This is a genomic window from Jeotgalibacillus campisalis (assembly GCF_000829515.1).
Lineage (GTDB): Bacteria > Bacillota > Bacilli > Bacillales > Jeotgalibacillaceae > Jeotgalibacillus > Jeotgalibacillus campisalis.
The window spans coordinates 145979-172685 of the sequence record NZ_JXRR01000008.1 but is presented as its reverse complement, the minus strand read 5'-3'; the positions used below and the strand labels follow the sequence as shown (position 1 = coordinate 172685).

Below are 26707 nucleotides of genomic sequence, written 5' to 3'. Positions count from 1 at the left end.
TTGAGGACGGGGGATCGTTTGGAGGAATGGATGATGACGTTTCAACATTTGATTGCACCAGAACAATACAACATCGCTGAAGAAGTGGATCAATTCGCACAAGACAACAGTCGTTTGGCGATTAAATGGACAGATGCAAGCGGCAACCGCCGGGATGTTACGTACAAAGAACTGGTTGAGGGCACGAATCAGTTCGCACTTGCCTTAAAGAGGCTGGGGATTGAAAAAGGAGATAAAGTTCTTATCCTGCTGCCGCGCATACCTGAAGCATATATGAGCTATCTGGCATGCTTAAAAGCAGGAATTATTGCTATCCCGTGCTCTGAAATGCTGCGAAAAAAAGATTTAATTTACCGAATTGAGCATGCGGAGGCAAAAGGTATTATTGCTTTTCATCAAACTACTTCTGAGGTTAATGGCATCGATGGGAATTATCCGGCTCTTCAAACCAAGCTGATTGTCGGTGGACAGGAGGATGGATGGCAGTCCTTTGAAAAGTTGGCCTCAAAGGAAAGTACATCGTACGAAGGTGAAAAAACCAGCCGGCATGATACTGCTATTTTATCGTATACTTCCGGAACGACAGGAAACCCAAAAGGAGTTGTACATACCCACGGCTGGGGCTACGCGCATGTCCGGACCGCCGCTAAGGAGTGGCTTGGTGTGGAAGAAGGCGATCTTGTTTGGGCTACCGCTGCTCCAGGCTGGCAAAAATGGATTTGGAGTCCGTTTTTATCCACCATCACGCTCGGTGCCACTGCGTTTGTCTATAATGGCGGCTTTGATGCCCATACATATTTGTCTATTTTGGAGAAAGAGAAAATCCAGGTTTTATGCTGCACTCCAACCGAATACAGATTAATGGCGAAAGTCGATGATCTTAATACCTATCAGCTGCCGCATTTAAAAAGTGCCGTTTCAGCAGGCGAACCACTGAACCGGCCTGTCATGGAAGCCTTTGTGAAAGCCTTCAATATCCACCTTCGAGATGGCTATGGGCAAACAGAAAACACGCTGCTCGTCTGTAACCTGCAGAGCATGGAGATCAAGCCAGGCTCCATGGGCAAACCGACGCCGGGCAATCCGGTTGATATTATTGATGAGCACGGACAGCCGGCGAAAACGGGTGAGGTCGGGGATATTGCCGTTCATCGGGACTGCCCTGCCCTATTTAAGGAATACCTGAATGATCATGAGCGCACTCAAAAAGCGTTCAGGGGCGAATGGTATTTAACCGGTGATCAGGCCACACGTGATGAGGATGGCTACTTCTGGTTTGAAGGAAGAAGCGATGACATTATCATCAGTTCAGGCTACACGATTGGACCTTTTGAAGTAGAGGATGCCCTTTTAAAACACCCGTCTGTACGCGAATGTGCAGTGGTTGCAGCACCGGATGAAATCAGAGGAAGCATTGTTAAAGCGTTCGTTGTTCTTAAGGACTCTGAAGAGAAGGGTCATGAGGAATTGATCAAGGAGCTGCAGGCTCATACAAAGGAAATGACTGCACCCTACAAGTACCCTAGAGAAATTGAATTTATTCGTGAGATGCCCAAGACAGCTTCAGGAAAAATCAGAAGAGTAGAGCTTCGCCAGAACTAAACTTTTTCAAGCTGCCGGATGATCAGTAGTCCACTGACTTTCGGCAGTTTTTTTGTCTGTTGAACTGATTATTGAAAAAGAGTTTTATATTGTTCTTTTAAGAAATTATTGTTTTTTGCATACTAAAAAACCGGCTGAAGGATTTTCAGCCGGCTGATTAAACCATTCTCACTATTTATTTCTGGTTATTACGCTTGTTCTTCTTTACGGCGAAGGAAGAAGAATGCTGCTGCAAGAACGGATGCTGCTGCACTAACGCCTACCCATACCATGTTAGAAGATCCCTGCTGGCTTCCGCCCATACCGGCATTTGGCATTTCTTCCGGCATTTCAGTGTTTGTAAACATATCAGGGTTTTGTGCTACGATCGCATTTCCAAGAGATTCACCTACACCATACATGTAAGCGTAACCTTCACGGAATGTGTTAACAGATGCTTCATAGTCTCCAGCAACGTGCTCATCAAGTGATGCCTGCTTTAATTCTTCATGTCCCCATACTGCTGCTTGAGCATCTTCAGTTGGAAGATTTTCTTCTGTTGCTGTTCCAAGGAATGCACCAAAGTCGTTTGAAAATGTTTCAAATTGCGCTTTTGCTGCTGTGATTGCTTCTTCATCTTCAGCAATATAAGCAGATACTAGATTACCTTCAGCTTCAATATGGTTTGCAGTCCATACATCTTCAAATGCTGCTGCTCCTTCTTCACCATAAACAGAAGCCATTACTGCTTTAAAGTCTTGTGTATGCATATCTTCAGCCCATGTAACAAAGTCATAGTTAGGTGCGCCATCTACTCCGCTCTTAAGTCCCATTACAGCAAGTGCATGATGCTCTGCTGCTAAATTGTTAAGTGTTGAGCGAAGATCAGAAGTAGCTGAATCTACTTTGTAATCACCAAATTTATCAGGGAACTGTGTAGTAATTGCTCCAGATAAAGCTGCTGAAATATCATACATACGGTCATAACCTTCACGGAATGTTCCATAAGCTGCTTCGTAATCTTCCGCTACATAGCTGTCAAAGAAAGATAGAACGTCCATCTCATGAGTGCGAAGGACTTCTTCAGCTGCTTCCTGTGGAAGATTTCCTTCTGTTGCTGCATCCAGGAATGTTGAGAATTCAATGACGAATTCTTCTACTTCTGCTTCTGCAGCTGCACGAGCTTCTTCATCTCCGGATTGTGCTGCCTCTACAAGATCAGCCGTGTAGTCATTGTGGCCTCTGAAAATACGTTCAAATTCTGCTGCACCTTCATCTCCATAAATAGAAGCAATCGCTGGTGTCATGTCAGCTGCATTTTGATCAAGTGCCTTATTGTAAGCTTCTGAGTCAGGAGAATCCATGTAGTCTTTTACCATTGCGTTCGTTGCTAAAACAAAATGCTCGGAAAGCAAGTAATCCAAGTCTGCTCTTAAATCTGCTGCCGGGTCATTTACAGTTGGCCCCTCCTGTGCTTGTCCTACTGCTGGTACCAATAATGATAAACCTAAAACGGATGCTGCGATTTTGTTCATTTTCATCTTAACGTCACTCTCCTTTTCTAGTATGTTCTGTTTTTCAATACACTAAGTAAACGGAGAAGATTTTGATTTAGATCACTTTTTTTAAAAAAGTTTTTATTTTTTCTCAGCTTTAGTCGAAAGAGGGAGATTTATAATGAATAAATGGCACAAATTATAAACAAAAAAAGTCCGGAATATCAGCTTTCACTGACATTCCGGACCCACTCCATTCTATTAGAAGGATTAACACTTAGTGATCGTGACCGCTGTCGTCTCCATCTTCTGATTCCATATGATTGCTTTTTTGATTTTCAGCATTTTCTTCTGCCGTTTTCATTTGCTCTTCTGTTACCTCACCGACTGTAAATTGTTTTTTGGGCATGACGTGCATATCTCTGGCTGTAATATGGGTCTGCACAGAATAGATGCTGTCTTCATCAAAGGTGTAATCAATTTCATATACTCCTTCTCCTATATGTTCAGCTTCGTGCTGCTCGCTTTCTTCGCCTTCTACATCATTCCAAATCTCAAAGATCACCTCATGCGCATCTTCTACCGCTTCGCCACCCTGGGATACTTCCACTTGCAGCTTGGCAGCTTCCTCGGCCTCAATATCTTCCGGAATAACAATCTCCGCTTCTACTACCTGAGGCGTTTCTGATTCTTGGGATTGCGGTTCGCTTTCTTCTCCACATGCCGACAACATCATTCCTAAACAGGCAACTGTACCGATCATCCACTTTTTCAACTTTTCCACTTCCTAATCTAAGCTGTTTTCCCATGAAACCAACGATTAACAGCCGGTATTTTTTTTACAATAAAGAAATCAACTAATAGTACTGCTATAATCGAGACTCCTACAAGAGGCATTAAAATCCCGCCTGCAATCATTAAGATAAAAATGGTGCGTGATGCTTTTTTACTTATCGGCTTTTTAGGAGCGCCCAGTCCATCAGGCTTTCTTTTTCTCCACATGACAAATGAGCTGATGACAATACCGATAATGGCCAAACACGTAACCAGACCAAGTGCCTGATTCAGCCAGCCGAACAGTCTGCCTTCATGCAGCGCAATGCCGGCTGTGATTCCCTGAGCCATTAACCCGTAATCAGCAAAACGCACATCTGACAAAATACCCCCGCTGTATTGGTCTAAATGAAGGGTGGCATTATCCCACGGGACAGAATGAGAGGTGGCAATGGTGTAAACTCCCTCTTCTCCCATTGGCATCGAGATTGTATAGGGCTTGGCCACATTTTCCATAGAGGCAATCATCGATGCATCGTCAATGGAAATAGTCTGATATCCTCCAACCGCTGACACTGGAACCACATCGTTTTGCGATGCCCAAGGGACATCTTCTGCTACCTCTTCTGCACGGACAGGGGAAGCCGGCTTTTCTCCGAAAGAATGAGCAAATGCAGGATACCCGCTGTTTGTTGAAGTGGCAAGCTTATTTATTTGCTCCCCCATAATACCAGACCATGGAAGACCTGTCGCAATCAGGATGACAATCATGATTGAAAACCAAAATGCCGGGACTGCATGAAGATCACGCCAGAAGGTTCTTCCTCTTGCGTTAAAACGCGGCAGAACTACTCCCCATATTGATTTTAACTTTCTCGGCCACCAAAGATATAAACCTGTTAATAGAAGAAGAATGGTCCAGCAAGCAGCCAGTTCAACTAATCGGTTCGCAAATGTGCCGCCTACGATTAATTCGCTATGAAGCTTTTTAAATAGCTCCGTGAACTTTTCGCTCGTAATCAGTTCTCCTTGTACATCTCCATTATACGGATTGACATACACTGATTTTGCAATGCCGCCATCCATTACCCCTACTTCAACTGTTCGATCTGCTTCTTCATACACCTTATAAGTTGAAATAGCAGCGTCTGGGTAACTTTCCTGAACTGCCGCGGTTATACTTGCCGGAGCCAGCACTTGTGATCCCATTTCGTTCACTTCAAATTGTTCCTGATACAGCATCCCCTCAATTTGGGGTTTAAAAAGATACACGCCCCCGCTGAAAGCAAGGATAAGTAAAAAAGGAGCTGCAAAAAGACCTGCATAGAAATGCCAGCGCCAAACCGCCTGATACCAGGAAGCTTTGCTTTTTTTTGGTGAAGGTGTGGCGGTGTATTCCTGTTTTAACTCATTCATGTTTTTTCTCCATTCTTATGTTCTTCTATCATCGTTCACATTCTTGTATGGGGTTATTCATTTTTACAAGGTTGCCTTTGTCCTTTTCTACCATACAAAAAGAATGTGAAATAACTATGAAGAAAATGCACAAAAATGATTTTTCCACTCATTTGTGGCATGTATATGAACAAATAAAGGAAGAATACCTTCACACGTGAATCCCTTTGTGAAAGTACTCTTAGTTTATTGATACCTTTTTACTTCCTTCATAATCTTCTCCGTTGCATCTGAATCTGTAAAGCTGACTTCTTCTACGATCATCCCTTCAGGATTCACCACATAAAAGTTCACTCCATGAAGTACTTGATCTGTCTCATCCGGCTTACTCACCAGGGTCTGGAATTCCTCTAGGGCGAACGCTTCAATTTGCTCTTGGGAATAACCTGTGAGCAGGTTCCAATTCACATCTTCCTCTGTAAAGGACGATAGATACTCTTTCAGTCGCTCCGGTGAATCCACCTCCGGATCGACGCTAAAGGAAACAAGCTCCACTTCCAGCCCCTCCTCTTTTAACGTCTTTTGCAGATCACTCAACGTGGAAGTCATGGGAGGGCAGACGGTCTCGCAATTTGTAAAGATAAAATCAGCAATCCATACCTTTCCTTCCAGGTCTTCGAGTCCAAAACGCTCTCCGTGCTGATTTATAAAAGTAAAGGGGCTGACAGTTGGGCCCTCTTCCTGAAAAAGGGAGCAGCCGCTCAGAAGCAAAATAAAGAAGAACCCAGCCAGTCTCTTTTTCATTCTGAGTGTTCCTCCGTTTGTACCGGAAGCTCGACCGCCACATTAATTTCTCCACTTTCATTACTTGTAACCGTAAACGTTCCGTTCTGAATCCGCACAATTTCTTTCACAATTGACAGCCCAAGCCCTGTCCCGCCCGTTCCACGGTTTCTCGCCCGGTCTGTTCTGAAAAAGCGTTCTCCCATCCGGTCCTTCTCCTCCTTTGAGAGTGCATGTCCATTATTTGTGACTTCAAACACGAAGTGATCTTCCACGGCTTGAAGTCTCAGATAGACGATTGATTTGTCATGTGAATATTTCACCGCATTATCCATTAAGTTATAAAAGATTTGCTGGATGCGTTTGGCATCATTTAAAATGATCAGCTCTTCGTCCACATCAAATTCCATCTTGATTTCTTTTTTTGCTGCGAGAATTTTGAAAAGTTCGGCTGTTTCATAAAGCAGACCGCCCAAGGCGATTGGTTCATTGTCAAAATGGAACAAATCATCCTGCAAATGATTTAAATCAACTAAATCGGAAAGAAGCTTTTTTAACCTTCCTACCTCCTGTTCAATCGTTTCGAGGTACTGCTTTTCTTCTTGCGGGGAAGCATATAATTCGTTTTTCAGCGCTTCTGTGTAGCCATTAATATACGTTAACGGCGTCCTGAGTTCATGTACAACATTTGAAAGAAATTCTCTTTTTCTTTCTTCCTGGTATTCAAGTGCTTCACTCATTTCATTAAAAGCTGTGGCCATCTGTCCAATCTCATCCATCTGTCTGATCGCAAGACGGTTTTTGTAGTTTCCTTTTGACACTTCTTTTGACATGTCCTGGATGGAAACCAGCGGCTGAAAAAGAGTTTTTTGGATGCGTCTTATTAGATATGCTACGCCGAGAAAAAACAGAATCCCGATTCCAAAAAGAAGTGGAATACTGCTTCCAAATACCTGGGACAGACCAGCAAGGGGCACATAAATATAAATAAACCCAATGACATTGTCCCCGTCGTTAATCGGATAAATAGCTCCGATCACTTCTCTTCGGAAATTCTCAACATAGCCTTCCTTCATGATGGACTCGCCTTGAAGAAGCAGGGTTTCGTCTTCTTCCGTTACCAGATTCTCCTTTCCTATCAGGTACGGAAAAGAATTGTTCAATTCATCAAGTTCATCCACCACGATGACCTCATATTCTGAAACTACGTTATACCAGTGGATTTTTTCAATAATTTCTTCGCTTAACTCTCCATAATGGTAGTGGGCTGCCGTTCGCTGACCCTGGTATTCTACTGATTCACGAACCGTATTTAAATACAGATCCTTATATAGAAAATATAAAAATACAAATGAAAAAACCAATGATAGCGCCACGCTGCCAACAAGCAGCAGAACAATTTTCCTGCTAAAGTTCAATTTGCTTTTTTTCAATCCTTACACCTCAAGTTTGTAGCCTAATCCCCATACTGTCTTAATTCGTTCTCCATGCTGTTTCATCTTCATCCGCAGCGTTTTAATATGTGTATCGACCGTACGTTCCGTTCCGCTGTACTCAAGCCCCCATACTGTCTCCATTAAATATTCTCTTGATACGAGACTATTTTTATTCGTGACCAGCAAAGACAAAAGCTTATATTCTTTAATCGTCAGCCTGATTTCTTCTTCTTCTATAAAGACACGATGACTTGTTAAATCAAGCGCGACAGGACCCGCCTTCGCTACTTTCCCCTTTTTAAAATGAGGATCTGTTCTGCGTAAAACGGTTTCAATTCTTGCCAGCAGCTCTTCTGAATGAAACGGCTTTACAATATAATCATCCGCCCCAAGACGCAACCCTTTCACTTTATCCAGATCTTCTCCTTTAGCGGATAAGAAGATAATGGGTGTTTGAGACGTCTTTCTTATTTCTTCTGTTAATGCATAGCCGTCCATGAACGGCATCATGATATCTGCCAAAATCAAATCCGGTTGTTCAGCGCGTATAATGGATAGGGCATCGAGCCCATGCGCTGCTTCATAGACGTGATAGCCTTCTGTAACCAGAAACGATTTGATCAGTTTTCTCATTGCTTCTTCATCATCCACGATGATTACTTTTCGCACACTCATGTGAATTCCCCGTTTCGCATTGATACGGCTATTTTACCAATTTCCTGTGAAGTTAATGTGAAAGTTTCCGCACTTTTTAAACTGGTCCTGTAAAAGGACCGGTGCCTTTCCGGTTCAGGTGGATGTTTATCCAGCGAGGAGGAGTTGACAATCTTAGGCGGCATAAAAAAGGGAAATGACTTTAGCGCAATGCAAAGTCACTTCCCTTTATTTTACTTAACACCTCAAGTACAGTTTACTGAATTGTTTTATTCATTCTCCAGCTGCTTAATGTATTGATCCAGCTTATCCTGGTTTTCCTGAGAAATTTCAGGAAACTGAGGATCTATTTTTTCCAGACATTGAATCATCGCTTCCGTAATAATGGAGCGTGAGTACCACTCATCGTCTGCAGGGAGGATATACCACGGTGCAGCTTCTGTGGAGGTATGGTTGAGCATGTCTTCAAAAATTTCCTGGTAGCTGTCCCAGTGCTGTCGTTCTTCCACATCTCGGAACGAAAATTCCCAATTCTTTTCGGGATCTTTCATCCGTTCAAGCAATCGTTTCTTTTGTTCTTCTTTTGACATATTAAAGAAAAATTTGACGACTTCAAAGCCGTTTTCCACCATATATTGTTCAAAATCATTTATTTGGCGGAAGCGCAATGACCACACTTTTTCTTTTTCGGTATTGTCTGGTATGACTTCATCACCTAGTAAATCATGTATTCTCGGTGCAATGACTTCCTCATAATGAGACCGATTTAGAATGCCGACCTGTCCCCTGGCAGGAAGTCCTTCCCGAATGCGCCAAAGATAGTCATGACTCTTTTCGGTGTCTGATGGTTTTTGAAAGGATGTCGTTTTTAGTCCTTGTGCATTTAAATTAGAGAAAATATAACTGATGGCCTCGTCTTTCCCTGCAGCATCCATCGCCTGCAGTACCACCACGATGCCTTTTTTCTCTTCAGCGTGCAAACGCAAGTGCAGTTCTTTCAATTTTTTTACACGATCAGGGATTTGTTTTTCACGAAGTTCTTTTTCATCAATGCCGTGATCTTCTGATGTGGCGAATTCCTGTAATTTTACTTGTTGATCGCCATCTACCTTGTATTTGCTGATGTCCATTGGTTCCTCCCAGCCTTCCATTAAACAGGAGAACACTGCGTCCGTTTTGGAAAGTACGATTTTGTTTTTTTTATATCGTCTTCCTAAATACCCTTGTTTATGAAAACACAAACAGCGTGCTTTACACAACGTAGTGGATGAACACAGCGAGCTGGTTCATTTTCTAGCCGGAAAAAAATAGAGCATCTGCACGAAATATAACTTTCATGCAGATGCTCTATACGATTTTCCCTTTTATTCCACCAGCTGAATAAACTGCCTTGTGCGGTCATGAGATGGGTTTTCAAAAAATGTTTTCGGATCAGCGGATTCAATAATTCGTCCTTCATCAAGCATAATGATGCGGTCCGCTACTTCCTTTGCAAATCTCATTTCGTGGGTGACCACCACCATGGTCATTCCTTCTTCGGCTAACTGTTTCATAACGGCAAGCACTTCGCTGACCAATTCAGGATCCAGAGCAGAGGTTGGTTCATCAAACAGCATGACCTTCGGCTCCATCGCTAGAGACCGGGCGATCGCTACCCGCTGCTTTTGACCGCCTGACAGCTTGCTTGGATACACATCTGCTTTATCCGACAGCCCTACTTTTTCAAGCAGCTGCTTCGCATGCTTGATGGCGTCCGCTTTTTTCTTTTTCTTGACCTGCATCGGTGCTTCGATAATATTTTCGAGTACGGTTTTATGCGGGAATAAATTAAAATGCTGAAACACCATTCCGACTTCCGCCCGTATTTTGTTTAAGTTATCTTTTTTCCCATTAATTTGTTTTCCATCAATGATAATCTCACCACTGTTAATCATCTCCAGAAAGTTAAAGCAACGGAGAAGCGTGCTTTTTCCAGATCCACTGACGCCTACAAGTACGACTACTTCCTGCGGCTCCACCTGGAGATCAATCCCCTTTAACACTTCTAACTCACCAAATGACTTGTGGATATTTTTTGCTGTTAGCATATATGACCTCCCCCTTAATCCTTATCAACATCAAGTTTGTTTTCATATAAACGAAGCAGGAATGAAAAGATCATAACCAGAACTAAATAATACAGTCCAACAACCAGATACGTTTCAAAAGGCTGGAAGGATTGTGCCGCTTCCCGGTTTGCAATGGAGAACAACTCTGCTACTCCAATTACATAAACGAGAGAAGAATCCTTTAGCGCGATGATAAACTGGTTGCCAAGCGGCGGAATGGAACGCTTTAAAGCCTGTGGAAACACAATTCGTTTCATGGTCTGTGTTTTGCTCATTCCAAGTGAGCTGCTTGCTTCTGACTGCCCTTTATCAATGCCTTGAATGGCACCACGGAAAATCTCTGCAATATAGGCACCATTATGCACCCCTAAAGCGATCGCACCTGCCCAGAAATTTGATAGAGTAACAAATTCTACGATTCCAAAATATAAAAATGTAATTTGTACAATTAAGGGTGTTCCCCTTATAACTGTAATATAAATATTTGCAATCCACTGCAGGGGCTTTGACTTGGATAGCTTAAGTAAAGCAAAAAACAGCCCCAGTAAAGAGCCAAGCACCACTCCAACTGCAGTCAGCTGGAGGGTGATGACCACGGCATCCAAAAATCCAGGATAAGTCCGTTTTAACACTTCATATAATGTTACTAAAATCTCCGGCATGAGGCTGCACCTTCCTAACTCTTGGACTTTTTATTCTAAAATTTCAATTCCTTCCAGATCTACATCTAAAAGGTTACGATCAAATAGATTCGTAGAAATATCGTCATAAGTCCCATCTTCCTGAATTTCTGCAAGTGCTTCGTTGATTGCCTCAAGAAGCTCAGGATTGTCTTTGTTTACGGCAATTGCTGCCTGCTCAATCCACAGTGGGTCCCCAACATCTTTAATGCCAAGACCGGCTGCCATTGCTTCAAAGCCTACAACATCCGCTGTTATAACGGCATCCAGACGTCCTTCAATTTCAAGGTCATTCAGCGCCACAACGTCACTGTTGTAATATTGAATGTCCTCTGTATATTCCTGTGCAGCTTCATCGTACGTACTTTGGGCAACTACGCCGATTTTCTTTCCTTCAAGATCCTCTGCTGATGTAATTTCTTCATTGCCTTCTGCAACAAAAATCATTCCGCCAGAGTAATAGTAGGGATCAGAAAAGTCGACCTGCTCTGCACGTTCGTTTGTAATCGCCATGCTTCCAATGATCGCGTCAAATCGCTCGCCGGTCAGTCCCTGTAAAATCGTTTCCCAAGGAGTTGTAATCGGGTTAGGCTCAAGTCCCATTTGCTCTGCTATTGCCTTTCCAATTTCAACATCGAAGCCCTTCAGTTCGCCGCCTTCTTCATAGTTGAACGGTTTATACAATCCGCTTGATGCAAAAGTGAGTTGTCCTTCTTCCTTCAGATTGAATTCACTGCCGGCCTCTTCAGAACCGTCTGATCCTGATGTTTCTTCTGAATCATCGCTTCCACATGCTGCTAAAACTAGGCTTGCAGAAAGTGCTGCTGTACCAAATAGTGTAAGTTTTTTCATGAGTAATCTCCCCTTTTGTAAAGTTACGTTTTCTCTTATTAAATTCTGCTTTTTTACCCTTATTTTGAATGGGAGGAGTCGAAGAAAATCTCTTTTTCCACGTACATCTTCTCCACACGGCTTACGTTTTCTTTTACTTTTTCATGATCTTTAACCGAAACAAATCTCATAATAGAGGTAAGAAGTGAGAGCGCTGCTGTGAAAGAATCAATATTGAGATTTGAATTCATCGCTGCCTCTAAGACAAGGTCTGAATGAACTGTGACTGGTGAATCTAGTTGATCTGTAATCGTAATAACCGTTGCCCCCTGCTGTTTTGCGGTTTGAACGGTTTCAATAATGTTTTTGGTGTACCGGGGAAATGCGAGCGCGAGCACTAAATCCTGCTCTCCAATTTTCGAGAGCTGCTGATAGTACTGCGTGTCCCCCTGCATCAGCATTTCTGTATTATCAAGCGCCATATTGAGCCACTGAACAAATAAATGCCCAAGACCAAAACTGAAAAAATTGCTCGTCACATAGATTTTTCTTGCACCACTAATGTGTTCAACAACCTTTAAAAGAATCTCTTCCTTCAACGTTTCCTTCAGCTTTGAAATATTCGCAATATCTGCATCGAGCAGATTGTGAAGAAATGTCTGATCTTCGCTGAGTATTTTGTTCTCAGGCTGAAGCTTTTTCCACCTTTCCTCTGCCAATTTCCGCTGTATAATATGCTGCGCTTCCGTATACCCCTTGTAGCCAATTTTTTGTGTCAAACGGATCACAGTCGATTCACTCACATTGACGTGTTTTCCCGCTTCAAGTGCTGAAGAGAAAGCAATCACACCAGGTTCTTCAAAAAATAGTTTTGCCACCTTCTTTTGACCTGCGCTTAAATGAGGATATGATTCCTCCAGTTTTTGCAGTATTTCCTGCATTTCTAAGCCCCCAACCTCAAAACAATTCTGAAAACTTAGTTCAATTGTACCTTTATGAAGGGAATCCTGCAACCCAATAACAGAATTTTATGCATTTTTCCTTTATTTCGTTAATTATAAAGATCGTTTTTTCTGTCCTTTTTCGCAAAAAAAAATAGCTTTCTCTGCATCTGTTAAATGCAAAGAAAGCTCTAATTAAAATTCATTTTTATAGTACATAACGATCATTTGTACGAATTTCTTGACAGACTTTATCCAAATGATCATCGTGCACTGCGGTAGTATCCAGTATAAACGTTTCGTTTACCCCGCTTTCACGAAATTGACGTGCCAACTCAATTGAGCGAGGACCCATTTGTTGTGATGCGGGCCGCAGACGATCTCTTCGTACCAGTTCCTGGTCTTCCACCTGTAAAACAATGTATTTAATCGTACAGCCAGTTTCTTCTTTGAGTTTTTGTTTTAAATGGCTGACTTCATGAGGAAACGCAACATAGTCGATGACGACATCCATCCCTGCCTGAACAAAGTTATGGGAGAGATCCGCAATGTTTTTCCAAGTCAGTTCAAGCAGGCACTCACTTTTCCAAGGAGGTTTGTATCCGCCTGCAACCATATGATTCACTATATCCCCTTCAATACGGGCGCTTCTGGGAAGCATATGAACAAGTGCTTTTGACAGAGTGGATTTCCCTGCTCCTGCTGGCCCTGATATCACATAAACAGTTTGTTTCATCCGTTACGCTGCCTTATGACTTTTGCATAAACGCATGTGTCAATCGGCTTTTTCGACAACGGGTTTAACTCATTATTTTTCAGGATACCTTCCAGTTCAAACCCCAGTTTCTCAGGAATTGACCTGCTTTTTTTATTTTCAGCATCGCATCTGATTTCTACCCGTTGTGCGTCAAGTGTAGTAAAAGCAAAACGGGCAATCCCCTCCACCGCTTCAGTCATATAGCCCTGTCCGCTCATCCTGCTGTCGATCCAATAGCCGATTTCAAATCTGCGGACGTCCCAATTGATCCGGTGCAGACCGGAAGAAGCTACAAACTCACCAGAATTCTTTAAAAACACGAGCAGTCTCAAGTCTTCTCTCGCTAGAAACTTAGTATATGATTCTCTTATATTAATTTCCGTTTCTTCCGCTGTGGCCTCATGAGACGCAAAAGCAAGCCAGGGCTTCAGTTCCTTGCGTGAAGCATTCACTGCTTCCCATACCTTAGAGCCGTCTCCGGGCTTTGCTGAACGGACAATTAATCGGTCTGTTTCAAATTGATCAGGAAAATCAATTAAAATTTGATTCATTTTAATCCTCCACACACTTCTTCTTGTTTTTTTAAAGTCCTACCCGTTCTTCACTCCATCCCCATAGTTCTTCCGCCAGCCATTCATTATTGGCTTCTTCTGAAACGTCCATTTCTTTCATTTTGTAATAATACCTTCCTGTTTTCCCTGCTACTTCGTCACTTACAGCGAGATACAATGCCGTCTTCGCACCTTCCTCTGCTGTTTGGAAAAATGGCTTCAGTACACGGGTAACCGTTCTGCCAAACTCGGTTTTACGATCAACTCCGAGATTGGTCGCGACTGCACCAGGGTGCACGGCGTTCACTGTAACATTGGTTCCTTCCAGGCGTTTTGCCAGCGCTTTTGTGAAAAGAATATTGGCAAGCTTTGACCGTCCATATCCTTTTGCTACGTTGTATCCCTTTTCAAAATGAGGGTCATCAAAGTCCATTTTCCCCCACTTATGCGCACCAGAGCTTACGATTACAATTCGGGCTGCCTCCGCTTTTTTCAAATGTTCCAGTAGCAGATTCGTCAGCAGAAAATGACCAAGATGATTGATGCCAAGCTGAGATTCAAATCCATCTTCTGTAAGTTCTCTTTTGAGTGAAACTACCCCCGCGTTATTTACGAGAACATCTAAGTGATCAAACTTTTCTTTAAACGCCTCTGCAAACTCGCGAATGCTTTCCAGAGAACCCAGGTCGCCCTGCATGAGCGTGATTTCCTGTGAACGGCTCTGCTCCTTTGCTGAAATCCAGGCCACTTTTCCTCTGCGTGTATTTCTGCACAACATCACAACATGCATTCCTTGTCTGGCGAGCTCCACGGTTGTGGCGAGCCCCATGCCGGAATTGGCTCCGGTTACTAATGCGATCTTCTTCATATGGAACACCTCTTTTACTTGTTTTATGGACTAGCATAACAGAAATAACAAGTCTCTCCTTAATAACTTCCACTCTCGACGGTCATTTCCTTTATTGTTTGGTCTTTATTACATTCTACCGAATACATATGGTAAATAATGCTATAATTAGGTTGTATTTTAAGAGAAAGGGGAGCATACGTTATGACACGTCACCATTTTGACCGTCTCGTCACCACCTCGATCATAAGCATTGCAATCGGTTTTCTACTCATTTTTTGCAGCACTTCATGGGGTTCAGGAATAGGGGAATTTGATTCTGACCTTAAAATCAACAGCTACATTACAAATTTCTTGGTGGCAGGTGGAATAATTGCGTCTTTTGGGCTTCTAATTGCCGCTTATTTGCTGATCCAGTTTTCCACTGCCCCTGAAAAAGAGGAAGATGAATGACAGTAAATACAGCCTATTTCGGTGCAGCAGGGGTTTGTGTGAACGATGAAGGAAAACTGTTGATGGTGTTACAGGGTACGAAGGAAGAGCATAAAAAGTGGTCCGTTCCTTCAGGTGGGAAAGAAAATGGGGAGACCTTTGAAGAATGCTGCATAAGGGAGTTTAAGGAAGAAACCGGCTTTGACGCTAAAATTATTAAACGCTTATTTGTAAAAAAAGAAGAACTGGAAGGAATAGGACGTATAGAGGTGCACTACTTTCTCGTGCGCATAATCGGCGGCACAAAAACTATTCAGGATCCGGACGAATTAATATACGAAATTGACTGGAAAGATTATGAGCAGCTTCAAACACTCGACCTTTCTTTCCCGGAAGACCGCAGCGTTTTATGCGAATATATAAACCTATATACCACAACACGTAAAAAAGCTGTCATCCATGAATAGGCATGACAGCTTGAATTCTTTTACAACGTTTCGCATTAACGCCTTTCTCCTTAAGGCCGTCAACGATTTGTCTGATTGATTTTTTCTTTTGTTCCTGCTGATAGATGACAGTATTCCGCAGCTCGTTCTTTACTTTTAGGTTTTCAACTGTATGTAACAATGGAATCATCCTCACATTTTATTGAATTTTTTCTTGCTGCAATCTTATTATAGAATATGAATATAAACGGCACATTAAGCTGGCTTATTTATTTGATTACTAAATTATTACAAATTCACTTGTCTCCTCTTGGCCCAATGCGTAAAATAAATAGCAGCGCTTACAAAAACCTATGGAGGACTATGATGATCAGAAATTCAATTAAAGCAATCATTCTATCAGGTGAGCACGTTCTTCTCACAAAAAACAGAGATCCGGAAGGCGATTTTTATCTTTTTCCCGGAGGCGGACAGGAGCACGGTGAAACCTTCCATAAAACATTAAAAAGAGAATGCATGGAAGAAACAGGCTTGGCAATTGAAATTGGAGATGTGCTGTTTATACGAGAGTATATTGGTCAAAACCATGAACATGCCGCTTTTGATTCTCATGTTCATCAGGTAGAGGTTTATTTTATTTGTTCCTTGAAAGATAACGTTACTAAAGTTGAGCCTGCTGCTCCTGATTCAAATCAAATTGGAATCGAGTGGGTACCTTTATCCAGGTTAGCTCTTTATCGTATTTATCCTAAAAAACTAGTAGAAAAGATCGTCTCTTATACACAAAATGAATCGTTGCCTATTTACTTGGGCGATGTGAATTAAAGGAGATTCATCATGAACTTGCATCTGACACGCGAAAAAAATCAACATGGGCAGGACCAGGTAAATAAGTGGTTGTATGAATTTAATCTTGCCCGGTTTCCCAAGGATCTTGGCGGCCGGTATGAAGAAGTTTCACTTTTTGTTAAAGACGATGAAAATGAGATTCACGGAGGACTATTGGGGGAGATTTGCTGGAACTGGCTTGAAATTCATGTTCTAATTCTGGACGAAGACATTCGACATTCCGGCTACGGTTCAAAATTAATGAAGGAAGCAGAAAAAATAGCACGAACAAAAAATTGTGATTTCATTAAAGTGGATACCCTCAGCTTTCAAGCTAGGGAATTTTATGAAAAGCTGGGGTATGAAGTATTCGGCACTCTGAAAAATGTTGGACGGGATCATGAACACTATTATTTAAAGAAAGACCTTACGCTATCTTAAATTGGATGTGAGCACATGCAAAAATGTACGACGTGTGAGAAGCGATTTCAGTGGTGGCAAATAGCCCGTTCTTTATTCATTTTATACCGACCTATAATCTGTTCCTTCTGTAGTACTGAGCACCAAATCACCTTATCATCAAGGCTTCTTTGTGTCGTTTTGTTGATCGTTCCTCTGTACGTATATCCATATTATGCGAGTCCTTTTACGCTACTCCCCACTGTCCTAACCATGTTAACAATGGCGACAGGGATTTTCCTTATACTGCCCTATCTTGTTATGTACCGGGCAACAGCAGAGTCAGACGACATCTAAATCTCTGACTCTTACCCCCGTTTTAAGAACCACTTACTAGTAAGAATGGGTCTCTTGCTTACTGAACAGCTTCTGAAATCTCATCAACCATGCCCTGCACGGATAGAAGTCCGCCGCCTGACAAATACCAGTAATCAGGATCAAGATAAACAATGTTCCCTTCCTGATAAGCCTTCGTTTTCTCAACCAGCTCATTTTCAACTACCTGCTTCGCTGAAGATTCACCGCCTACAACCGCTCCCCTGTCTACTACAAACATAAACTCAGGATCTTTTTCTACGATATATTCATAGGATACACTTTGACCATGAGTGGAAACCTCAATGCCTTCATCTGCCGGCGTAAAGCCAAACACATCATGAAGAAGTCCAAAACGGGATCCTGCGCCATATGCACTTATTTTTCCATCATTCGCCAGAATAATCAACGCATTTTTTTCTGCTGCCGTTACTTTTTCATTGAGTTCATCAATGGATTCTTGCACCCCTGCCAGCTGCTCTTCTGCTTCCTCTTCTTTTTCAAACATCTCACCGATCGTGGTCACATTTTCTTTAAAAGACTCCATATAATTAGATGTGTCCACGCCCATATAAATTGTTGGAGCAATTTCTGTCAGTTCGTCATACATATCGCTTTGTCTGCCCGAAATAATAATGAGGTCCGGTGCCATTGCATTGATGGCTTCAAAATCCGGCTCTTTTAAGCTGCCAACATTCTCGTAATCGTCCGCCTCGTAGTGTGACAGATAGCCTGGAACGGTCCCTGCTTTTGCAATCCCGGCCACGTTTATGTCCAAAGCATCCATCGTATCTAATACTCCGAAGTCAAATACAACAACATTCTCAGGATTTTTTTCAAATGTTGTTTCACCCAATTCATGCGTCAGCGTCATTTCTTCTTTTTCCTCTGCCGAAGCTTCGCCTTGAGATGCATCTGATCCTCCACAGGCTGCCAGAGTGAGAGTAAGAGCTGCAATAGGAAGTAAAAATGCTTGTTTTTTCATGTTAAAGTTCCACCTTTATTAAGCGTAATATACGCAGATTTTATTGTTGTTTACATCTTCAATTTTCATATCCAGGTCGTAAATTTCCTTTAAAACACAGGGACGAATGATTTCCTGCACGGATCCTTCTTTAGCTACTTTTCCATCTTTCATGGCAATAATATAGTCCGAATAGCAGGAGGCAAAATTAATATCATGAATGACAATTGCGACCGTCTTTCCAAGCTCATCCACGAGTTTGCGCAGCACCTTCATCATTTGCACAGCGTGCTTCATATCTAAGTTATTCAAGGGTTCATCGAGCAGGATATATTCTGTATCCTGAGCAATTACCATTGCAAGATAAGCCCGCTGTTTTTGTCCTCCACTCAATTCATTTAAATAGGAGTCCTGCATTTCTGTCATTTCCATATACTCAATTGCTTTATCTATAAATTGGTGGTCTTCTTTGGTCAATTTGCCTTGAGAATACGGAAAACGCCCGAATGACACAAGCTCCCTTACTGTAAGTTTCAGGGTCACATGGTTTGCCTGCTTTAAAATTGAAACTTTTTTAGCCAAGTCATTTCCCCTGCATTTAGCTACATCAAGCTCATCAATTGTGATCTCACCGCCATCCGCAGTCAATAGGCGGCTTACCATGGATAGCAGTGTACTCTTGCCCGCCCCGTTCGGCCCGATTAAAGAGGTGATTTTCCCTCTTTGAATCTCAATCGAAACATCTTCCACGACCTTCTTTTTGCCAAAAAGCTTGAACACATTTCTCGCTACTACCATTTACGATCGCTCCCTTAATAATAAATAGAGGAAATAAACGCCTCCTGTGAAATTAATAATGACACTCAGTGTAGTGGTAAAGGTAAACACCCGTTCAACTAAAAGCTGCCCCCCTACTAACGCAATAATAGAGATGAGGATGGAAGCTGCAAACAAGTAGGAATGCTTGTACGTTTTCATAAACTCATATGTCACATTAGCCACAAGCAAACCGAGAAAGGTTATGGGGCCGACAAGTGCCGTCGCGATCGATATAAAAACCGCGATGATTAAAAATAGACGTTTCATTACCCTGTCATAATCCACTCCAAGATTAATCGCCTGATCCTTTCCTAAAGAAAGAACATCTAAATATTTTAAGAACGGCCACATAAAAACAGTGCCCAGCGCGATCACTGCAAGACCGACCCATACCAGATCCGTATGAATATTATTGAAACTCGCAAACATCCGGTCCTGCACCATAAGAAATTCATTGGGGTCAATCAGCACTTGCATAAAAGTAGAGATACTTGAAAAAAATGTGCCAAATATTAAGCCTAGTAAAAGCAAAAAGTAAATGTTTGAGCCTTCTTTTTTAAACAATAATCTATACAGCAGACCTGAAAATAAAACCATTGCCACAACCGTTAATAAAAAGTTCAGGTTGCGGTTCATCATCATCGCGCTTCCGGAACCTACAAGAAAGATCGCAGCTGTCTGAAGCAGCATATACAGCGAATCCAACCCCAGAATGCTGGGTGTCAGAATCCGGTTATTGGTGATCGTCTGAAAAATGACTGTCGATACCGCAATCGTTCCTCCGGTGATGACCATTGCTAAGATCTTCATTCCTCTGCGCGGCAGAATATAATCCCAGTTTCCACCGGCATCTGTCAGCATAAAAAATGCAATAAGTATAAGTGAAAGAAGGGCTAATAGAGATAATTTCCATTTAAACCTCATATGCTTTTCTCCTAATCAGCAGGTAAGCAAAAATACCGCTTCCGATTACACCAACCGTGAGGCTGATCGGCAGCTCATACGGATAGATGACAACCCGCCCAATGATGTCACACACCAGAACAAAAAGTGCTCCTAGCAAAGCCGTATGCGGAAGATTCTTTTTTAAGTGATCTCCCTGGTATATGCTTACGATATTTGGAATAATCAGACCTAAAAAAGGGATCATTCCGACCGTTAAAAGAACAGAGGAGGCGACAAACGCCACGATGATCAGTCCTAAATTTACGACTGTCCGGTAATTTAACCCGAGACTCGTTGAGAAATCCTCTCCCATTCCGGCAATCGTGAACTTATTGGCAAATATGTACGCTAGAATCATAACAGGAATACTGATGTACATTAATTCATACCGCCCGCTTACGATGAGAGAAAAATCCCCCTGCATCCAAGCCGACATATTTTGGATGAGATCATTTTTATAGGCGAAAAAAGTAGTGATGGAAGAAATAATATTTCCAAACATCAGCCCTACAAGCGGAACAAAGATCACATCCTTAAACTTTATTCGATCCAAAATTTTCATGAATACGAACGTCCCTAGTAGAGCGAAAATAAACGCAATACTCATTTTTTGCAGCGGACTGGCTGAAGTAAAAATCATAAGAGAGACGAGGACTCCAAGCCTTGCAGAATCCATCGTACCTGCCGTTGTTGGCGACACGAATTTGTTTCTCGTCAGCTGCTGCATAATCAACCCGCATACAGAGATACTTGCTCCTGCCAGCAAGATACTAATCAAGCGGGGAAATCTGCTTGCTGTTAAGATGTGAAGCTGATCTTCTGTCAGATCGAACACCTCAAGCGGAGAAATTGCTGAGACGCCTACAAACAAAGATCCAATTGAGAAAAGAACGAGTGCACTGGCCAGATACCGTTTTTTCATAAAGTGAAAACCTTACTTTCTAAAAAGATAGTATTGATTTTGATAGAGATAATCATTCTCAATAAGGGGTAAAAAAAGAGGATCCCTCTTCTTCTCTCCGACCAATACTTGTTGCAACAAGTATTGGTCGCAAATAAGAATTAAGTTAGATTCCTTCGAATTTGATCGAGAGACCGCAGCGTAATTTCAAGGTCTTTTTCTGAAAGATTTTCAGATGCCTGGCGAATGGTTTCTAGGGCTTGTTTCTCAAGATCATATTGAATTTTCTTAGCCTCATCCGATAAATAAATAAAATTAATCCTCCGGTCCCTTTCTGGAGAAACCCGTCTCACCAAGTTTCTTTTAATCATATTATCGATAAGTCTGGAAATACTCGCCTGATCCCGTTCATTTTGAATCGCAAGTTCATTTTGTGTTTGCCCATCACGCTCATACAACCGGCTTAATACCTGCCACTGTTCATGGGTTATCTCATGGCCAAGTTTTTTAAAGTTGCGGTTTAATTGGCTATTCATCAGACGTGAACTATGAAAAAGCTTATACCCCAGTGAATCATTTAAGTAATACTTATTATTTTTCATCTATTCAGTCCTTATATGATCGATAACTTGATCCTAAATGAAAACCTTTCTCAATGCAAGGTTTTTCTTAGTTTAAGTAAATTAAACAGGTAAAGTTCATTGGAGAAAGTCGTTTTTCAATCGTTTGTATTCCAGTAATCGTTTATAAACAGATTGGATATTTTCGCCATCAATACTTTCTAATGCTGATATTGTGAATATCATAATAGTGTAAGACATATACTATTAAGAAAAGAGGTGACGAAATGAGTGATCTATTTGCCTCTCTTGCCACGGAATTGCGGCGGGGAACGCTGACGCTAGCTGCATTAAGTCAGTTAGAAACTCCTCAGTATGGGTATTCGCTTGTGCAGCGGCTTGAAAAATCAGGCATTACAATCGATCAAAGTACACTTTATCCTTTGCTTAGGCGTCTTGAAAAGCAAAAGTTAGTCACGAGTTCCTGGGATACAAGCGAGAGTCGGCCAAGGAAATATTATGTGCTCAGCAGCTATGGAAAACAGGTGTACGCGCAGCTAAAAGGTGAATGGCTAAAAACTTCTTTTGAGCTTCAGCAATTATTGGAAGGAGAGAGACAAAATGAAGCTTATTGACCTGTATGTCTATGAGGTGACCCGGCGGCTGCCCCTTAAGATCAGAGAAGATATTGCATTAGAGCTGCATTCGTCCATCCAGGATATGCTTTCGGAAGATTCGACTGAGGAAGAGATTAAAGAACAGCTTACAAAGCTTGGGGATCCTGCAAAGCTTGCACACAATTTTACTGGCAGGCCGACATTTTTGATCGGTCCGGCTTTTTATGAACACTACCTGTCCATTTTAAAACTTTCACTGATTATGACATTAGCCGTTGTTCTCGTGACCCAAATCATTTTCTCTCTAACTTCGATTTCAGGGGAAATAGACCCTGGCTCTCTTTTGCTTCAAACCTTATTCAACGTAGTGGGACAGTCATTTATGGTCGGAGCTCAGCTATTTTTTTGGATGACAATTGTTTTTGCTTTTATTGAAAAATCAGGTGTGATTCCCGATTCCTCTCCTCAATCGGGTGCTCGTTCACGTTGGAGTCCTGACGACTTAACACATGTTCATACACTACCCAAAAAGAAGCGGATCACTAAATCTAAAGTTATCTGGAATTTAATCTGGACTGCTGTTTTGGCGGGGCTGTATTTTAATGCTTCTCACCTCATTGCAGTGTTTGAACGAGTGGGGATTGGCTTTAAAAGCTCTATTCCTGTTTTTAACGAAGAAGTTCTGCTGTATTTTTGGCCATTTGTCATCTTATTAATCGCCATAGAAGCAGCGTTAGCCGTTTATAAATGGGTGCTTGGACAATGGACGCAGCACCTTGCATTACTCAATATGGCTCGGAATGGCATCTTCCTTGCATTTTTTGCCGCAGTTGCAAGCAGGCCAGCTCTTTTTAATCCAGCATTTATTTCCTATATGCAGGAACAGCTGGGCCAGTCACATGCTGAGTTAATAATTGGACTTCAGTGGCTGTGCCTGACCTCCATCCTCACGGTCATTCTCTATACAGTGATCAACTCGTATGAAGGAATAAAAAAGGCGCGGCTGAACGTGACCCGGTTGTTAACACCTTAGCTGGTGAAAAAATGAGTATAAGTATTGGCGCAGAACCACCCGAAAAGCCTGAGACACTTTGGTCCCAGGCCCTTTCATTTTGAATTTTAGTTGGTAAACAAAAAACCATCTAGCCAGTAGATGAATGATATAAGTCATCCATTAGCAGTCAATATGCCGTGAATCCTTATCTGTTTCGAAACTGCTTTAACAATTCCAGCCCCATCGTCACACCATGACTCATAGCTGAACCTCCGCCATAGGCTGCTGCAACCATCATCGTTTCATGAATCTCCTGATCGGTGCAATCGTATCCGATACACTGATCCATATGATAAGCGATACTTGACTCATCTCCATCCTTGACTGCAATTGCCAGAGCTGTCAGATGCTTTTGCGAGCGGTCAATCTCACCACTCTCGAATGCTTTCCCTGTAAAGCGATTGTACTCACTTATAGCTTCAGGCAAAGATTCATTTACCTCTTCAATTCCTTTTCTGTAGCGGTCTAAAATCTTTTCTCCATTTAAGATCATATTTCCACTCCTTCATTAGATTCAATATAATTCCATTCCTTTTTGGCATCTGATCTAAACTATTGAATGTGTTCCTAGCAGATAGACTATAGCCATGGCAGCGACATGTCGTTAAAGTAGAGCAAATGCAATCGTAGTGAGGCGGCGTTTGGTATGCTATTGTCACAGTCGCATACAGCCTTCATGATCCCAATAGTGACAAAAATTTAGTTGAAGAAGACTAGTGAACCGCCCAAAAAGCCTGAGACACACAATGGTCCCAGGCTGTTTCTTCTTATGATTATGTAGGCAGAAATCTAGTTTTCTAAGATTTCTTCCACTTTACCTAATGTCTTATCTTCAAATTTCGCTATGATAATTCCATAAAGGATGCCAAACAGTGCACCACCTACTACCTCGATTGGCTGGTGACCGAGCAATTCCTTCAGATCTTTTTCGCGTTTTGTATATTCCAGACTTGGATAGTCTCCGGAAATCACTTCAAAATGGTCCTCCAGGTCGTTCACTAAGCGGGCTATTTCTCCCGTGTGACGTCTTACCCCCTGGGCGTCATACATAACAATCGATCCAAATACGACTGCGATGGCGGTTTCAATGTGCCGGGTTCCGCGATTGGCGGCTACATAGGCTGCTAATGACGCAACTCCAGCTGAATGGGAGCTCGGCATGCCTCCCGTTTGGAATAATGGCCGCCAGTCCCAGTTACCGGTCAGTTTCTTATTGGTAAACACTTTTAAGCCCTGAGCAATTCCTATTGCTGATATCGCTGTAATAATTCCGCGGTTCATGTCTCCACCCTCATTCCTTTAGTATAGCTACTATTGTCCCTTACCCCATTTAAGAGCAACTTAATCGGCATGCATTCAAGAAATACCCGTCCTCTCTAGTTTTCCTGACTGCAACGTCCCCTATACGTTTTACCGTTGAAAAGAAACGATTCTCTGATTTCCTGCGCTTTTTTCTGGTAGTCAAACTAAAAGGTTCTAAGCCGTATGGCCTAAAACCTTTAAGAATGTTTTTCTTTTTTTAGTGCCTGCAGCATTTCTACTATACTGTGGCTGTTCAGGATGTCACAGTATACGGGTTTAAGGGTTTCAACCATTTTTTTAACATTGGTCCTCAATCTTTTAACCAGAAAGTATAAACGGATACCGTAATAAAGATCCGTGACAGGAATCCATCGCGCTCCTTTTTGAGCGGGCAGGACGGGATATGACCCTAGGTCTCTTCTGGCATGTACCTTTTCAATTAGTTCAATTGCCTTTTGACCATTTTCCTCTATTCTCTCTGTTTCAAGAATTAGAAGCTTTTTTTGTTCCTCGGTAATAAAATAGTTAGAAAAGAAGGCGTTCCAGATGGGCACCCTTTTTTGCGTTACTAATTTTAACAACTGAAATAGGGGGGGGATTCTTTCGTTCATACGTCGTATCATTTCATCGATTTGAGCGGATTGAGTAAAGTAAATTTTCAGCACGCCTAGTAATCGACTGACACCTGCGAATAATGCCACGTTGATTCCTGTAAGCGCTTCAATCCCTTTCACATAGTTGCCTTCTCTGAATGCAGCCGCATATTCCTGCGCAAGACGCTGCAGTCTTGCAACAAAGCTGTCCGGTACTTTTTCTGCCATCGAGCGCAGCCCGCTTGTTCCCGGGTTCGTATCTATCATGCGGACCCTTCCTGCCGTAAAAAAACCCCTGATGCTGCTGATTGCGTAAATGGGGTCATCCTCAGAAATAAGCTGATCGATCCCTTCCGTTTTTTCGTTATAATAGGCCTCTGCAAACGCGGTTAAACTGGCTGGGGGTAGTGTATAAATGGCTGATGGGTCCGTTAATATTTCCGGGAAGGCACTGATTAACCCGCTCCTTAGATTCCGGTCTGTCAGAGCGAGCTGATAGACACTTGGCTGGGCACCGTTGACACTGTACAGCTTATGAAAACCATTGGTGATTAATTGAGAACTTGCGTTGTTGTTGTGGGCAAGGGAATGAGCAAGGCCGATTACAATAGGACTGTCCCCATCTAGTTTGCTAAAGCGTCTGAGAGCGTAATTTTTAAAAATACCAGCACTAGTGGCCTGGTAGGCCTGATCGCCTCCTAATAACGAGCTGATATTGTAATACCAATCCCCTGAATCAATGGTTCCTTGTGAAATAATATAAAGCTGGTTAATGGTGTCAGGAGCAGAATGAAAATGAATCGCTGTGCCATTGTATCCCGAAGTATCCCCCTTAAGCGCTTCCACATCTGTTGTCCACAACACTTCTATCGACCCTTCAAGATGATTTCCGGTTTCTTCAAAATAGATCTGCTGCACTTTTTCAATAAAGAGAGGTTTTGTAAGATTATCGTATTCTGCCTCAATAACACGGAGCCTGATAGCATCGGTTGACAGCAATTCAGGATTCATTTGCGGCACCGCCTTCAGAAAGAAACGATACAGATCGCATGATACGGTGGAATGTCTCTTTTTCACTAGCTTTTATTTCTTGATGCAGCACGGCTGACTCAGGTTTCATAAAGATGTCATAATAAAACTGCATCCCTCCGTTGCCTGCTGTATTTTGTATATATCCTATGTATCCGCTTCTTTTTACTTTGTTTAAACGGTGATCGGCACCAAGCGCCACGTAAAGATCTTTTAATGGCAGAATAGTTTTATCAAATTCCAGCTTTTCTCCTGCATGAGATTGGGTGACAGCTAAATAGTCCTGCACAAACCGCATATTATTTACTGCAAAAAATGTCACTTGGAGATGAGCCGTCCCCCATTCACCACGCTCGATATAGCATAAGAAGGACTCATAATCCATGTTAGATCCCAGTGTGTAGCTCATTCCATCGACAATTGTTTCCACTGGTATCATCATGTCATACTTATTTGTACCTGAATGTAAGGAATAAAAGCCTGGTTCCACCTCTTCTGTTGAAGAAATAAACTGCCGCGTAAATTCTTCTTGAAATGACCGGTCAATAGAAAAATGATTCTGTTTTCCGCCTGTAAAAAGACTTTCCCCCTTACCTTCCATTCAGTTTC

At 42.2% G+C, this 26707-nt stretch carries 32 protein-coding genes; 8 read left to right on the top strand and 24 right to left on the bottom strand.

Going from position 1 to position 26707, the window contains the following annotated elements:
- Positions 1-33 precede the first annotated feature (33 nt).
- Positions 34-1602, top strand: a complete 1569-nt coding sequence (gene mbcS / locus KR50_RS04300; RefSeq protein WP_041055322.1) for an acyl-CoA synthetase MbcS — start codon at positions 34-36, stop codon at positions 1600-1602.
- A gap of 188 nt (positions 1603-1790) precedes the next feature.
- Here the strand turns inward: mbcS and KR50_RS04295 are convergent, their stop codons facing one another.
- From KR50_RS04295 to KR50_RS04230, 14 genes are all read right to left on the bottom strand, one after another.
- Positions 1791-3122 (bottom strand): hypothetical protein, encoded by a 1332-nt coding sequence (locus KR50_RS04295; protein WP_041055319.1) that lies wholly within the window; start codon positions 3120-3122, stop codon positions 1791-1793.
- 232 nt (positions 3123-3354) lie between these two features.
- Complete coding sequence (locus KR50_RS04290; protein WP_052476756.1) at positions 3355-3852, bottom strand: FixH family protein; 498 nt, start codon at positions 3850-3852, stop codon at positions 3355-3357.
- A 17-nt stretch (positions 3853-3869) separates the two neighbouring features.
- Positions 3870-5267 (bottom strand): PepSY-associated TM helix domain-containing protein, encoded by a 1398-nt coding sequence (locus tag KR50_RS04285; RefSeq protein ID WP_041055314.1) that lies wholly within the window; start codon positions 5265-5267, stop codon positions 3870-3872.
- Positions 5268-5492: 225 nt separating this feature from the next.
- Positions 5493-6050, bottom strand: a complete 558-nt coding sequence (locus KR50_RS04280; RefSeq protein WP_041055311.1) for an SCO family protein — start codon at positions 6048-6050, stop codon at positions 5493-5495.
- Entirely contained in the window at positions 6047-7462 is a 1416-nt protein-coding gene (locus KR50_RS04275) for a sensor histidine kinase (RefSeq protein ID WP_041055309.1), read from the bottom strand. Before KR50_RS04275 ends, KR50_RS04280 begins: the two co-directional genes overlap by 4 nt.
- Before the next feature lie 3 nt (positions 7463-7465).
- Positions 7466-8140 carry a response regulator transcription factor gene (locus KR50_RS04270; RefSeq protein WP_041055307.1) on the bottom strand — a complete coding sequence of 225 codons (675 nt, stop codon included), beginning with the start codon at positions 8138-8140 and terminating at the stop codon, positions 7466-7468.
- A gap of 248 nt (positions 8141-8388) precedes the next feature.
- The gene (locus KR50_RS04265) at positions 8389-9249 is read right to left on the bottom strand and encodes a PPK2 family polyphosphate kinase (RefSeq protein ID WP_041055304.1); all 861 of its coding nucleotides are present in this window, start codon (positions 9247-9249) and stop codon (positions 8389-8391) included.
- Positions 9250-9483: 234 nt separating this feature from the next.
- Positions 9484-10206, bottom strand: coding sequence for an amino acid ABC transporter ATP-binding protein (locus KR50_RS04260; protein ID WP_041055301.1), 723 nt, complete (start codon positions 10204-10206; stop codon positions 9484-9486).
- A gap of 14 nt (positions 10207-10220) precedes the next feature.
- Positions 10221-10889: an amino acid ABC transporter permease gene (locus tag KR50_RS04255; protein WP_041055299.1), complete on the bottom strand. Its 669-nt coding sequence runs from the start codon at positions 10887-10889 to the stop codon at positions 10221-10223.
- A 30-nt stretch (positions 10890-10919) separates the two neighbouring features.
- Entirely contained in the window at positions 10920-11759 is an 840-nt protein-coding gene (locus KR50_RS04250) for a transporter substrate-binding domain-containing protein (protein WP_041055296.1), read from the bottom strand.
- Positions 11760-11818: 59 nt separating this feature from the next.
- Positions 11819-12679, bottom strand: coding sequence for a MurR/RpiR family transcriptional regulator (locus KR50_RS04245; protein WP_041055293.1), 861 nt, complete (start codon positions 12677-12679; stop codon positions 11819-11821).
- A 208-nt stretch (positions 12680-12887) separates the two neighbouring features.
- Entirely contained in the window at positions 12888-13415 is a 528-nt protein-coding gene (locus KR50_RS04240; RefSeq protein WP_041055291.1) for an AAA family ATPase, read from the bottom strand.
- Positions 13412-13987, bottom strand: coding sequence for a GNAT family N-acetyltransferase (locus KR50_RS04235; RefSeq protein WP_041055288.1), 576 nt, complete (start codon positions 13985-13987; stop codon positions 13412-13414). Before KR50_RS04235 ends, KR50_RS04240 begins: the two co-directional genes overlap by 4 nt.
- Positions 13988-14018: 31 nt before the next feature.
- Positions 14019-14855, bottom strand: a complete 837-nt coding sequence (locus tag KR50_RS04230; RefSeq protein WP_041055285.1) for an SDR family oxidoreductase — start codon at positions 14853-14855, stop codon at positions 14019-14021.
- A gap of 183 nt (positions 14856-15038) precedes the next feature.
- On the opposite strand from KR50_RS04230, the gene KR50_RS04225 reads away from it, so the two are divergent.
- Positions 15039-15287, top strand: a complete 249-nt coding sequence (locus KR50_RS04225) for a hypothetical protein (protein WP_041055282.1) — start codon at positions 15039-15041, stop codon at positions 15285-15287.
- On the top strand, positions 15284-15733 hold the full coding sequence (locus KR50_RS04220; protein WP_052476754.1) for an NUDIX hydrolase: 450 nt from the start codon (positions 15284-15286) through the stop codon (positions 15731-15733). Before KR50_RS04225 ends, KR50_RS04220 begins: the two co-directional genes overlap by 4 nt.
- Here KR50_RS04220 and KR50_RS18410 read toward each other — a convergent pair.
- On the bottom strand, positions 15720-15893 hold the full coding sequence (locus tag KR50_RS18410; RefSeq protein ID WP_156969455.1) for a hypothetical protein: 174 nt from the start codon (positions 15891-15893) through the stop codon (positions 15720-15722). The genes KR50_RS04220 and KR50_RS18410 overlap by 14 nt on opposite strands.
- Positions 15894-16078: 185 nt before the next feature.
- On the opposite strand from KR50_RS18410, the gene KR50_RS04215 reads away from it, so the two are divergent.
- The 3 genes from KR50_RS04215 to KR50_RS18880 are packed head-to-tail and all read left to right on the top strand — an operon-like array spanning position 16079 to position 17296.
- On the top strand, positions 16079-16537 hold the full coding sequence (locus tag KR50_RS04215; RefSeq protein ID WP_041055279.1) for an NUDIX domain-containing protein: 459 nt from the start codon (positions 16079-16081) through the stop codon (positions 16535-16537).
- 12 nt (positions 16538-16549) lie between these two features.
- The gene (locus KR50_RS04210) at positions 16550-16981 is read left to right on the top strand and encodes a GNAT family N-acetyltransferase (protein ID WP_041055276.1); all 432 of its coding nucleotides are present in this window, start codon (positions 16550-16552) and stop codon (positions 16979-16981) included.
- A 15-nt stretch (positions 16982-16996) separates the two neighbouring features.
- Positions 16997-17296 carry a TIGR04104 family putative zinc finger protein gene (locus KR50_RS18880; protein ID WP_084215487.1) on the top strand — a complete coding sequence of 100 codons (300 nt, stop codon included), beginning with the start codon at positions 16997-16999 and terminating at the stop codon, positions 17294-17296.
- A gap of 58 nt (positions 17297-17354) precedes the next feature.
- Here KR50_RS18880 and KR50_RS04205 read toward each other — a convergent pair whose 3' ends face one another.
- The 5 genes from KR50_RS04205 to KR50_RS04185 all read right to left on the bottom strand — a co-directional run bounded on the left by KR50_RS04205 (position 17355) and on the right by KR50_RS04185 (position 21545).
- The gene (locus KR50_RS04205; RefSeq protein WP_041055274.1) at positions 17355-18299 is read right to left on the bottom strand and encodes a siderophore ABC transporter substrate-binding protein; all 945 of its coding nucleotides are present in this window, start codon (positions 18297-18299) and stop codon (positions 17355-17357) included.
- A gap of 18 nt (positions 18300-18317) precedes the next feature.
- Positions 18318-19076, bottom strand: coding sequence for an iron ABC transporter ATP-binding protein (locus KR50_RS04200; RefSeq protein WP_041055271.1), 759 nt, complete (start codon positions 19074-19076; stop codon positions 18318-18320).
- Positions 19077-20021: an iron chelate uptake ABC transporter family permease subunit gene (locus KR50_RS04195; protein ID WP_041055269.1), complete on the bottom strand. Its 945-nt coding sequence runs from the start codon at positions 20019-20021 to the stop codon at positions 19077-19079.
- A complete protein-coding gene (locus KR50_RS04190) occupies positions 20011-20964 on the bottom strand; it encodes an ABC transporter permease (RefSeq protein ID WP_041055267.1) in 954 nt (317 codons plus the stop codon). Before KR50_RS04190 ends, KR50_RS04195 begins: the two co-directional genes overlap by 11 nt.
- Before the next feature lie 140 nt (positions 20965-21104).
- Positions 21105-21545 carry a MarR family winged helix-turn-helix transcriptional regulator gene (locus tag KR50_RS04185; protein ID WP_041055264.1) on the bottom strand — a complete coding sequence of 147 codons (441 nt, stop codon included), beginning with the start codon at positions 21543-21545 and terminating at the stop codon, positions 21105-21107.
- 245 nt (positions 21546-21790) lie between these two features.
- Between KR50_RS04185 and KR50_RS04180 the strand changes: the two genes are divergently transcribed.
- Both KR50_RS04180 and KR50_RS04175 read left to right on the top strand, forming a co-directional pair.
- Positions 21791-22138, top strand: a complete 348-nt coding sequence (locus KR50_RS04180) for a PadR family transcriptional regulator (protein WP_041055261.1) — start codon at positions 21791-21793, stop codon at positions 22136-22138.
- The gene (locus tag KR50_RS04175; protein WP_041055259.1) at positions 22125-23153 is read left to right on the top strand and encodes a hypothetical protein; all 1029 of its coding nucleotides are present in this window, start codon (positions 22125-22127) and stop codon (positions 23151-23153) included. Before KR50_RS04180 ends, KR50_RS04175 begins: the two co-directional genes overlap by 14 nt.
- Positions 23154-23319: 166 nt before the next feature.
- On the opposite strand, the gene KR50_RS04170 is transcribed toward KR50_RS04175, so the two are convergent.
- The 4 genes from KR50_RS04170 to KR50_RS04155 all read right to left on the bottom strand — a co-directional run bounded on the left by KR50_RS04170 (position 23320) and on the right by KR50_RS04155 (position 26699).
- Complete coding sequence (locus KR50_RS04170) at positions 23320-23667, bottom strand: carboxymuconolactone decarboxylase family protein (RefSeq protein WP_041055256.1); 348 nt, start codon at positions 23665-23667, stop codon at positions 23320-23322.
- A 296-nt stretch (positions 23668-23963) separates the two neighbouring features.
- Positions 23964-24455, bottom strand: a complete 492-nt coding sequence (locus KR50_RS04165; RefSeq protein WP_041055253.1) for a divergent PAP2 family protein — start codon at positions 24453-24455, stop codon at positions 23964-23966.
- A 218-nt stretch (positions 24456-24673) separates the two neighbouring features.
- Positions 24674-26080: a DUF6792 domain-containing protein gene (locus tag KR50_RS04160; protein WP_041055251.1), complete on the bottom strand. Its 1407-nt coding sequence runs from the start codon at positions 26078-26080 to the stop codon at positions 24674-24676.
- The gene (locus tag KR50_RS04155; RefSeq protein WP_041055249.1) at positions 26070-26699 is read right to left on the bottom strand and encodes a hypothetical protein; all 630 of its coding nucleotides are present in this window, start codon (positions 26697-26699) and stop codon (positions 26070-26072) included. Before KR50_RS04155 ends, KR50_RS04160 begins: the two co-directional genes overlap by 11 nt.
- Positions 26700-26707 lie beyond the last annotated feature (8 nt).

What these genes read in the sequence shown, in the direction of transcription:
- mbcS (WP_041055322.1), top strand. Translation starts at nt 34, where the DNA reads ATGACGTTTCAACATTTGATTGCACCAGAACAATACAACATCGCTGAA.
- KR50_RS04295 (WP_041055319.1), bottom strand. Translation starts at nt 3,122, where the DNA reads ATGAAAATGAACAAAATCGCAGCATCCGTTTTAGGTTTATCATTATTG.
- KR50_RS04285 (WP_041055314.1), bottom strand. Translation starts at nt 5,267, where the DNA reads ATGAATGAGTTAAAACAGGAATACACCGCCACACCTTCACCAAAAAAA.
- KR50_RS04280 (WP_041055311.1), bottom strand. Translation starts at nt 6,050, where the DNA reads ATGAAAAAGAGACTGGCTGGGTTCTTCTTTATTTTGCTTCTGAGCGGC.
- KR50_RS04270 (WP_041055307.1), bottom strand. Translation starts at nt 8,140, where the DNA reads ATGAGTGTGCGAAAAGTAATCATCGTGGATGATGAAGAAGCAATGAGA.
- KR50_RS04265 (WP_041055304.1), bottom strand. Translation starts at nt 9,249, where the DNA reads ATGGACATCAGCAAATACAAGGTAGATGGCGATCAACAAGTAAAATTA.
- KR50_RS04260 (WP_041055301.1), bottom strand. Translation starts at nt 10,206, where the DNA reads ATGCTAACAGCAAAAAATATCCACAAGTCATTTGGTGAGTTAGAAGTG.
- KR50_RS04255 (WP_041055299.1), bottom strand. Translation starts at nt 10,889, where the DNA reads ATGCCGGAGATTTTAGTAACATTATATGAAGTGTTAAAACGGACTTAT.
- KR50_RS04250 (WP_041055296.1), bottom strand. Translation starts at nt 11,759, where the DNA reads ATGAAAAAACTTACACTATTTGGTACAGCAGCACTTTCTGCAAGCCTA.
- KR50_RS04245 (WP_041055293.1), bottom strand. Translation starts at nt 12,679, where the DNA reads ATGCAGGAAATACTGCAAAAACTGGAGGAATCATATCCTCATTTAAGC.
- KR50_RS04240 (WP_041055291.1), bottom strand. Translation starts at nt 13,415, where the DNA reads ATGAAACAAACTGTTTATGTGATATCAGGGCCAGCAGGAGCAGGGAAA.
- KR50_RS04235 (WP_041055288.1), bottom strand. Translation starts at nt 13,987, where the DNA reads ATGAATCAAATTTTAATTGATTTTCCTGATCAATTTGAAACAGACCGA.
- KR50_RS04230 (WP_041055285.1), bottom strand. Translation starts at nt 14,855, where the DNA reads ATGAAGAAGATCGCATTAGTAACCGGAGCCAATTCCGGCATGGGGCTC.
- KR50_RS04225 (WP_041055282.1), top strand. Translation starts at nt 15,039, where the DNA reads ATGACACGTCACCATTTTGACCGTCTCGTCACCACCTCGATCATAAGC.
- KR50_RS04220 (WP_052476754.1), top strand. Translation starts at nt 15,284, where the DNA reads ATGACAGTAAATACAGCCTATTTCGGTGCAGCAGGGGTTTGTGTGAAC.
- KR50_RS04215 (WP_041055279.1), top strand. Translation starts at nt 16,079, where the DNA reads ATGATCAGAAATTCAATTAAAGCAATCATTCTATCAGGTGAGCACGTT.
- KR50_RS04210 (WP_041055276.1), top strand. Translation starts at nt 16,550, where the DNA reads ATGAACTTGCATCTGACACGCGAAAAAAATCAACATGGGCAGGACCAG.
- KR50_RS18880 (WP_084215487.1), top strand. Translation starts at nt 16,997, where the DNA reads ATGCAAAAATGTACGACGTGTGAGAAGCGATTTCAGTGGTGGCAAATA.
- KR50_RS04205 (WP_041055274.1), bottom strand. Translation starts at nt 18,299, where the DNA reads ATGAAAAAACAAGCATTTTTACTTCCTATTGCAGCTCTTACTCTCACT.
- KR50_RS04200 (WP_041055271.1), bottom strand. Translation starts at nt 19,076, where the DNA reads ATGGTAGTAGCGAGAAATGTGTTCAAGCTTTTTGGCAAAAAGAAGGTC.
- KR50_RS04195 (WP_041055269.1), bottom strand. Translation starts at nt 20,021, where the DNA reads ATGAGGTTTAAATGGAAATTATCTCTATTAGCCCTTCTTTCACTTATA.
- KR50_RS04190 (WP_041055267.1), bottom strand. Translation starts at nt 20,964, where the DNA reads ATGAAAAAACGGTATCTGGCCAGTGCACTCGTTCTTTTCTCAATTGGA.
- KR50_RS04185 (WP_041055264.1), bottom strand. Translation starts at nt 21,545, where the DNA reads ATGAAAAATAATAAGTATTACTTAAATGATTCACTGGGGTATAAGCTT.
- KR50_RS04180 (WP_041055261.1), top strand. Translation starts at nt 21,791, where the DNA reads ATGAGTGATCTATTTGCCTCTCTTGCCACGGAATTGCGGCGGGGAACG.
- KR50_RS04175 (WP_041055259.1), top strand. Translation starts at nt 22,125, where the DNA reads ATGAAGCTTATTGACCTGTATGTCTATGAGGTGACCCGGCGGCTGCCC.
- KR50_RS04170 (WP_041055256.1), bottom strand. Translation starts at nt 23,667, where the DNA reads ATGATCTTAAATGGAGAAAAGATTTTAGACCGCTACAGAAAAGGAATT.
- KR50_RS04165 (WP_041055253.1), bottom strand. Translation starts at nt 24,455, where the DNA reads ATGAACCGCGGAATTATTACAGCGATATCAGCAATAGGAATTGCTCAG.
- KR50_RS04160 (WP_041055251.1), bottom strand. Translation starts at nt 26,080, where the DNA reads ATGAATCCTGAATTGCTGTCAACCGATGCTATCAGGCTCCGTGTTATT.
- KR50_RS04155 (WP_041055249.1), bottom strand. Translation starts at nt 26,699, where the DNA reads ATGGAAGGTAAGGGGGAAAGTCTTTTTACAGGCGGAAAACAGAATCAT.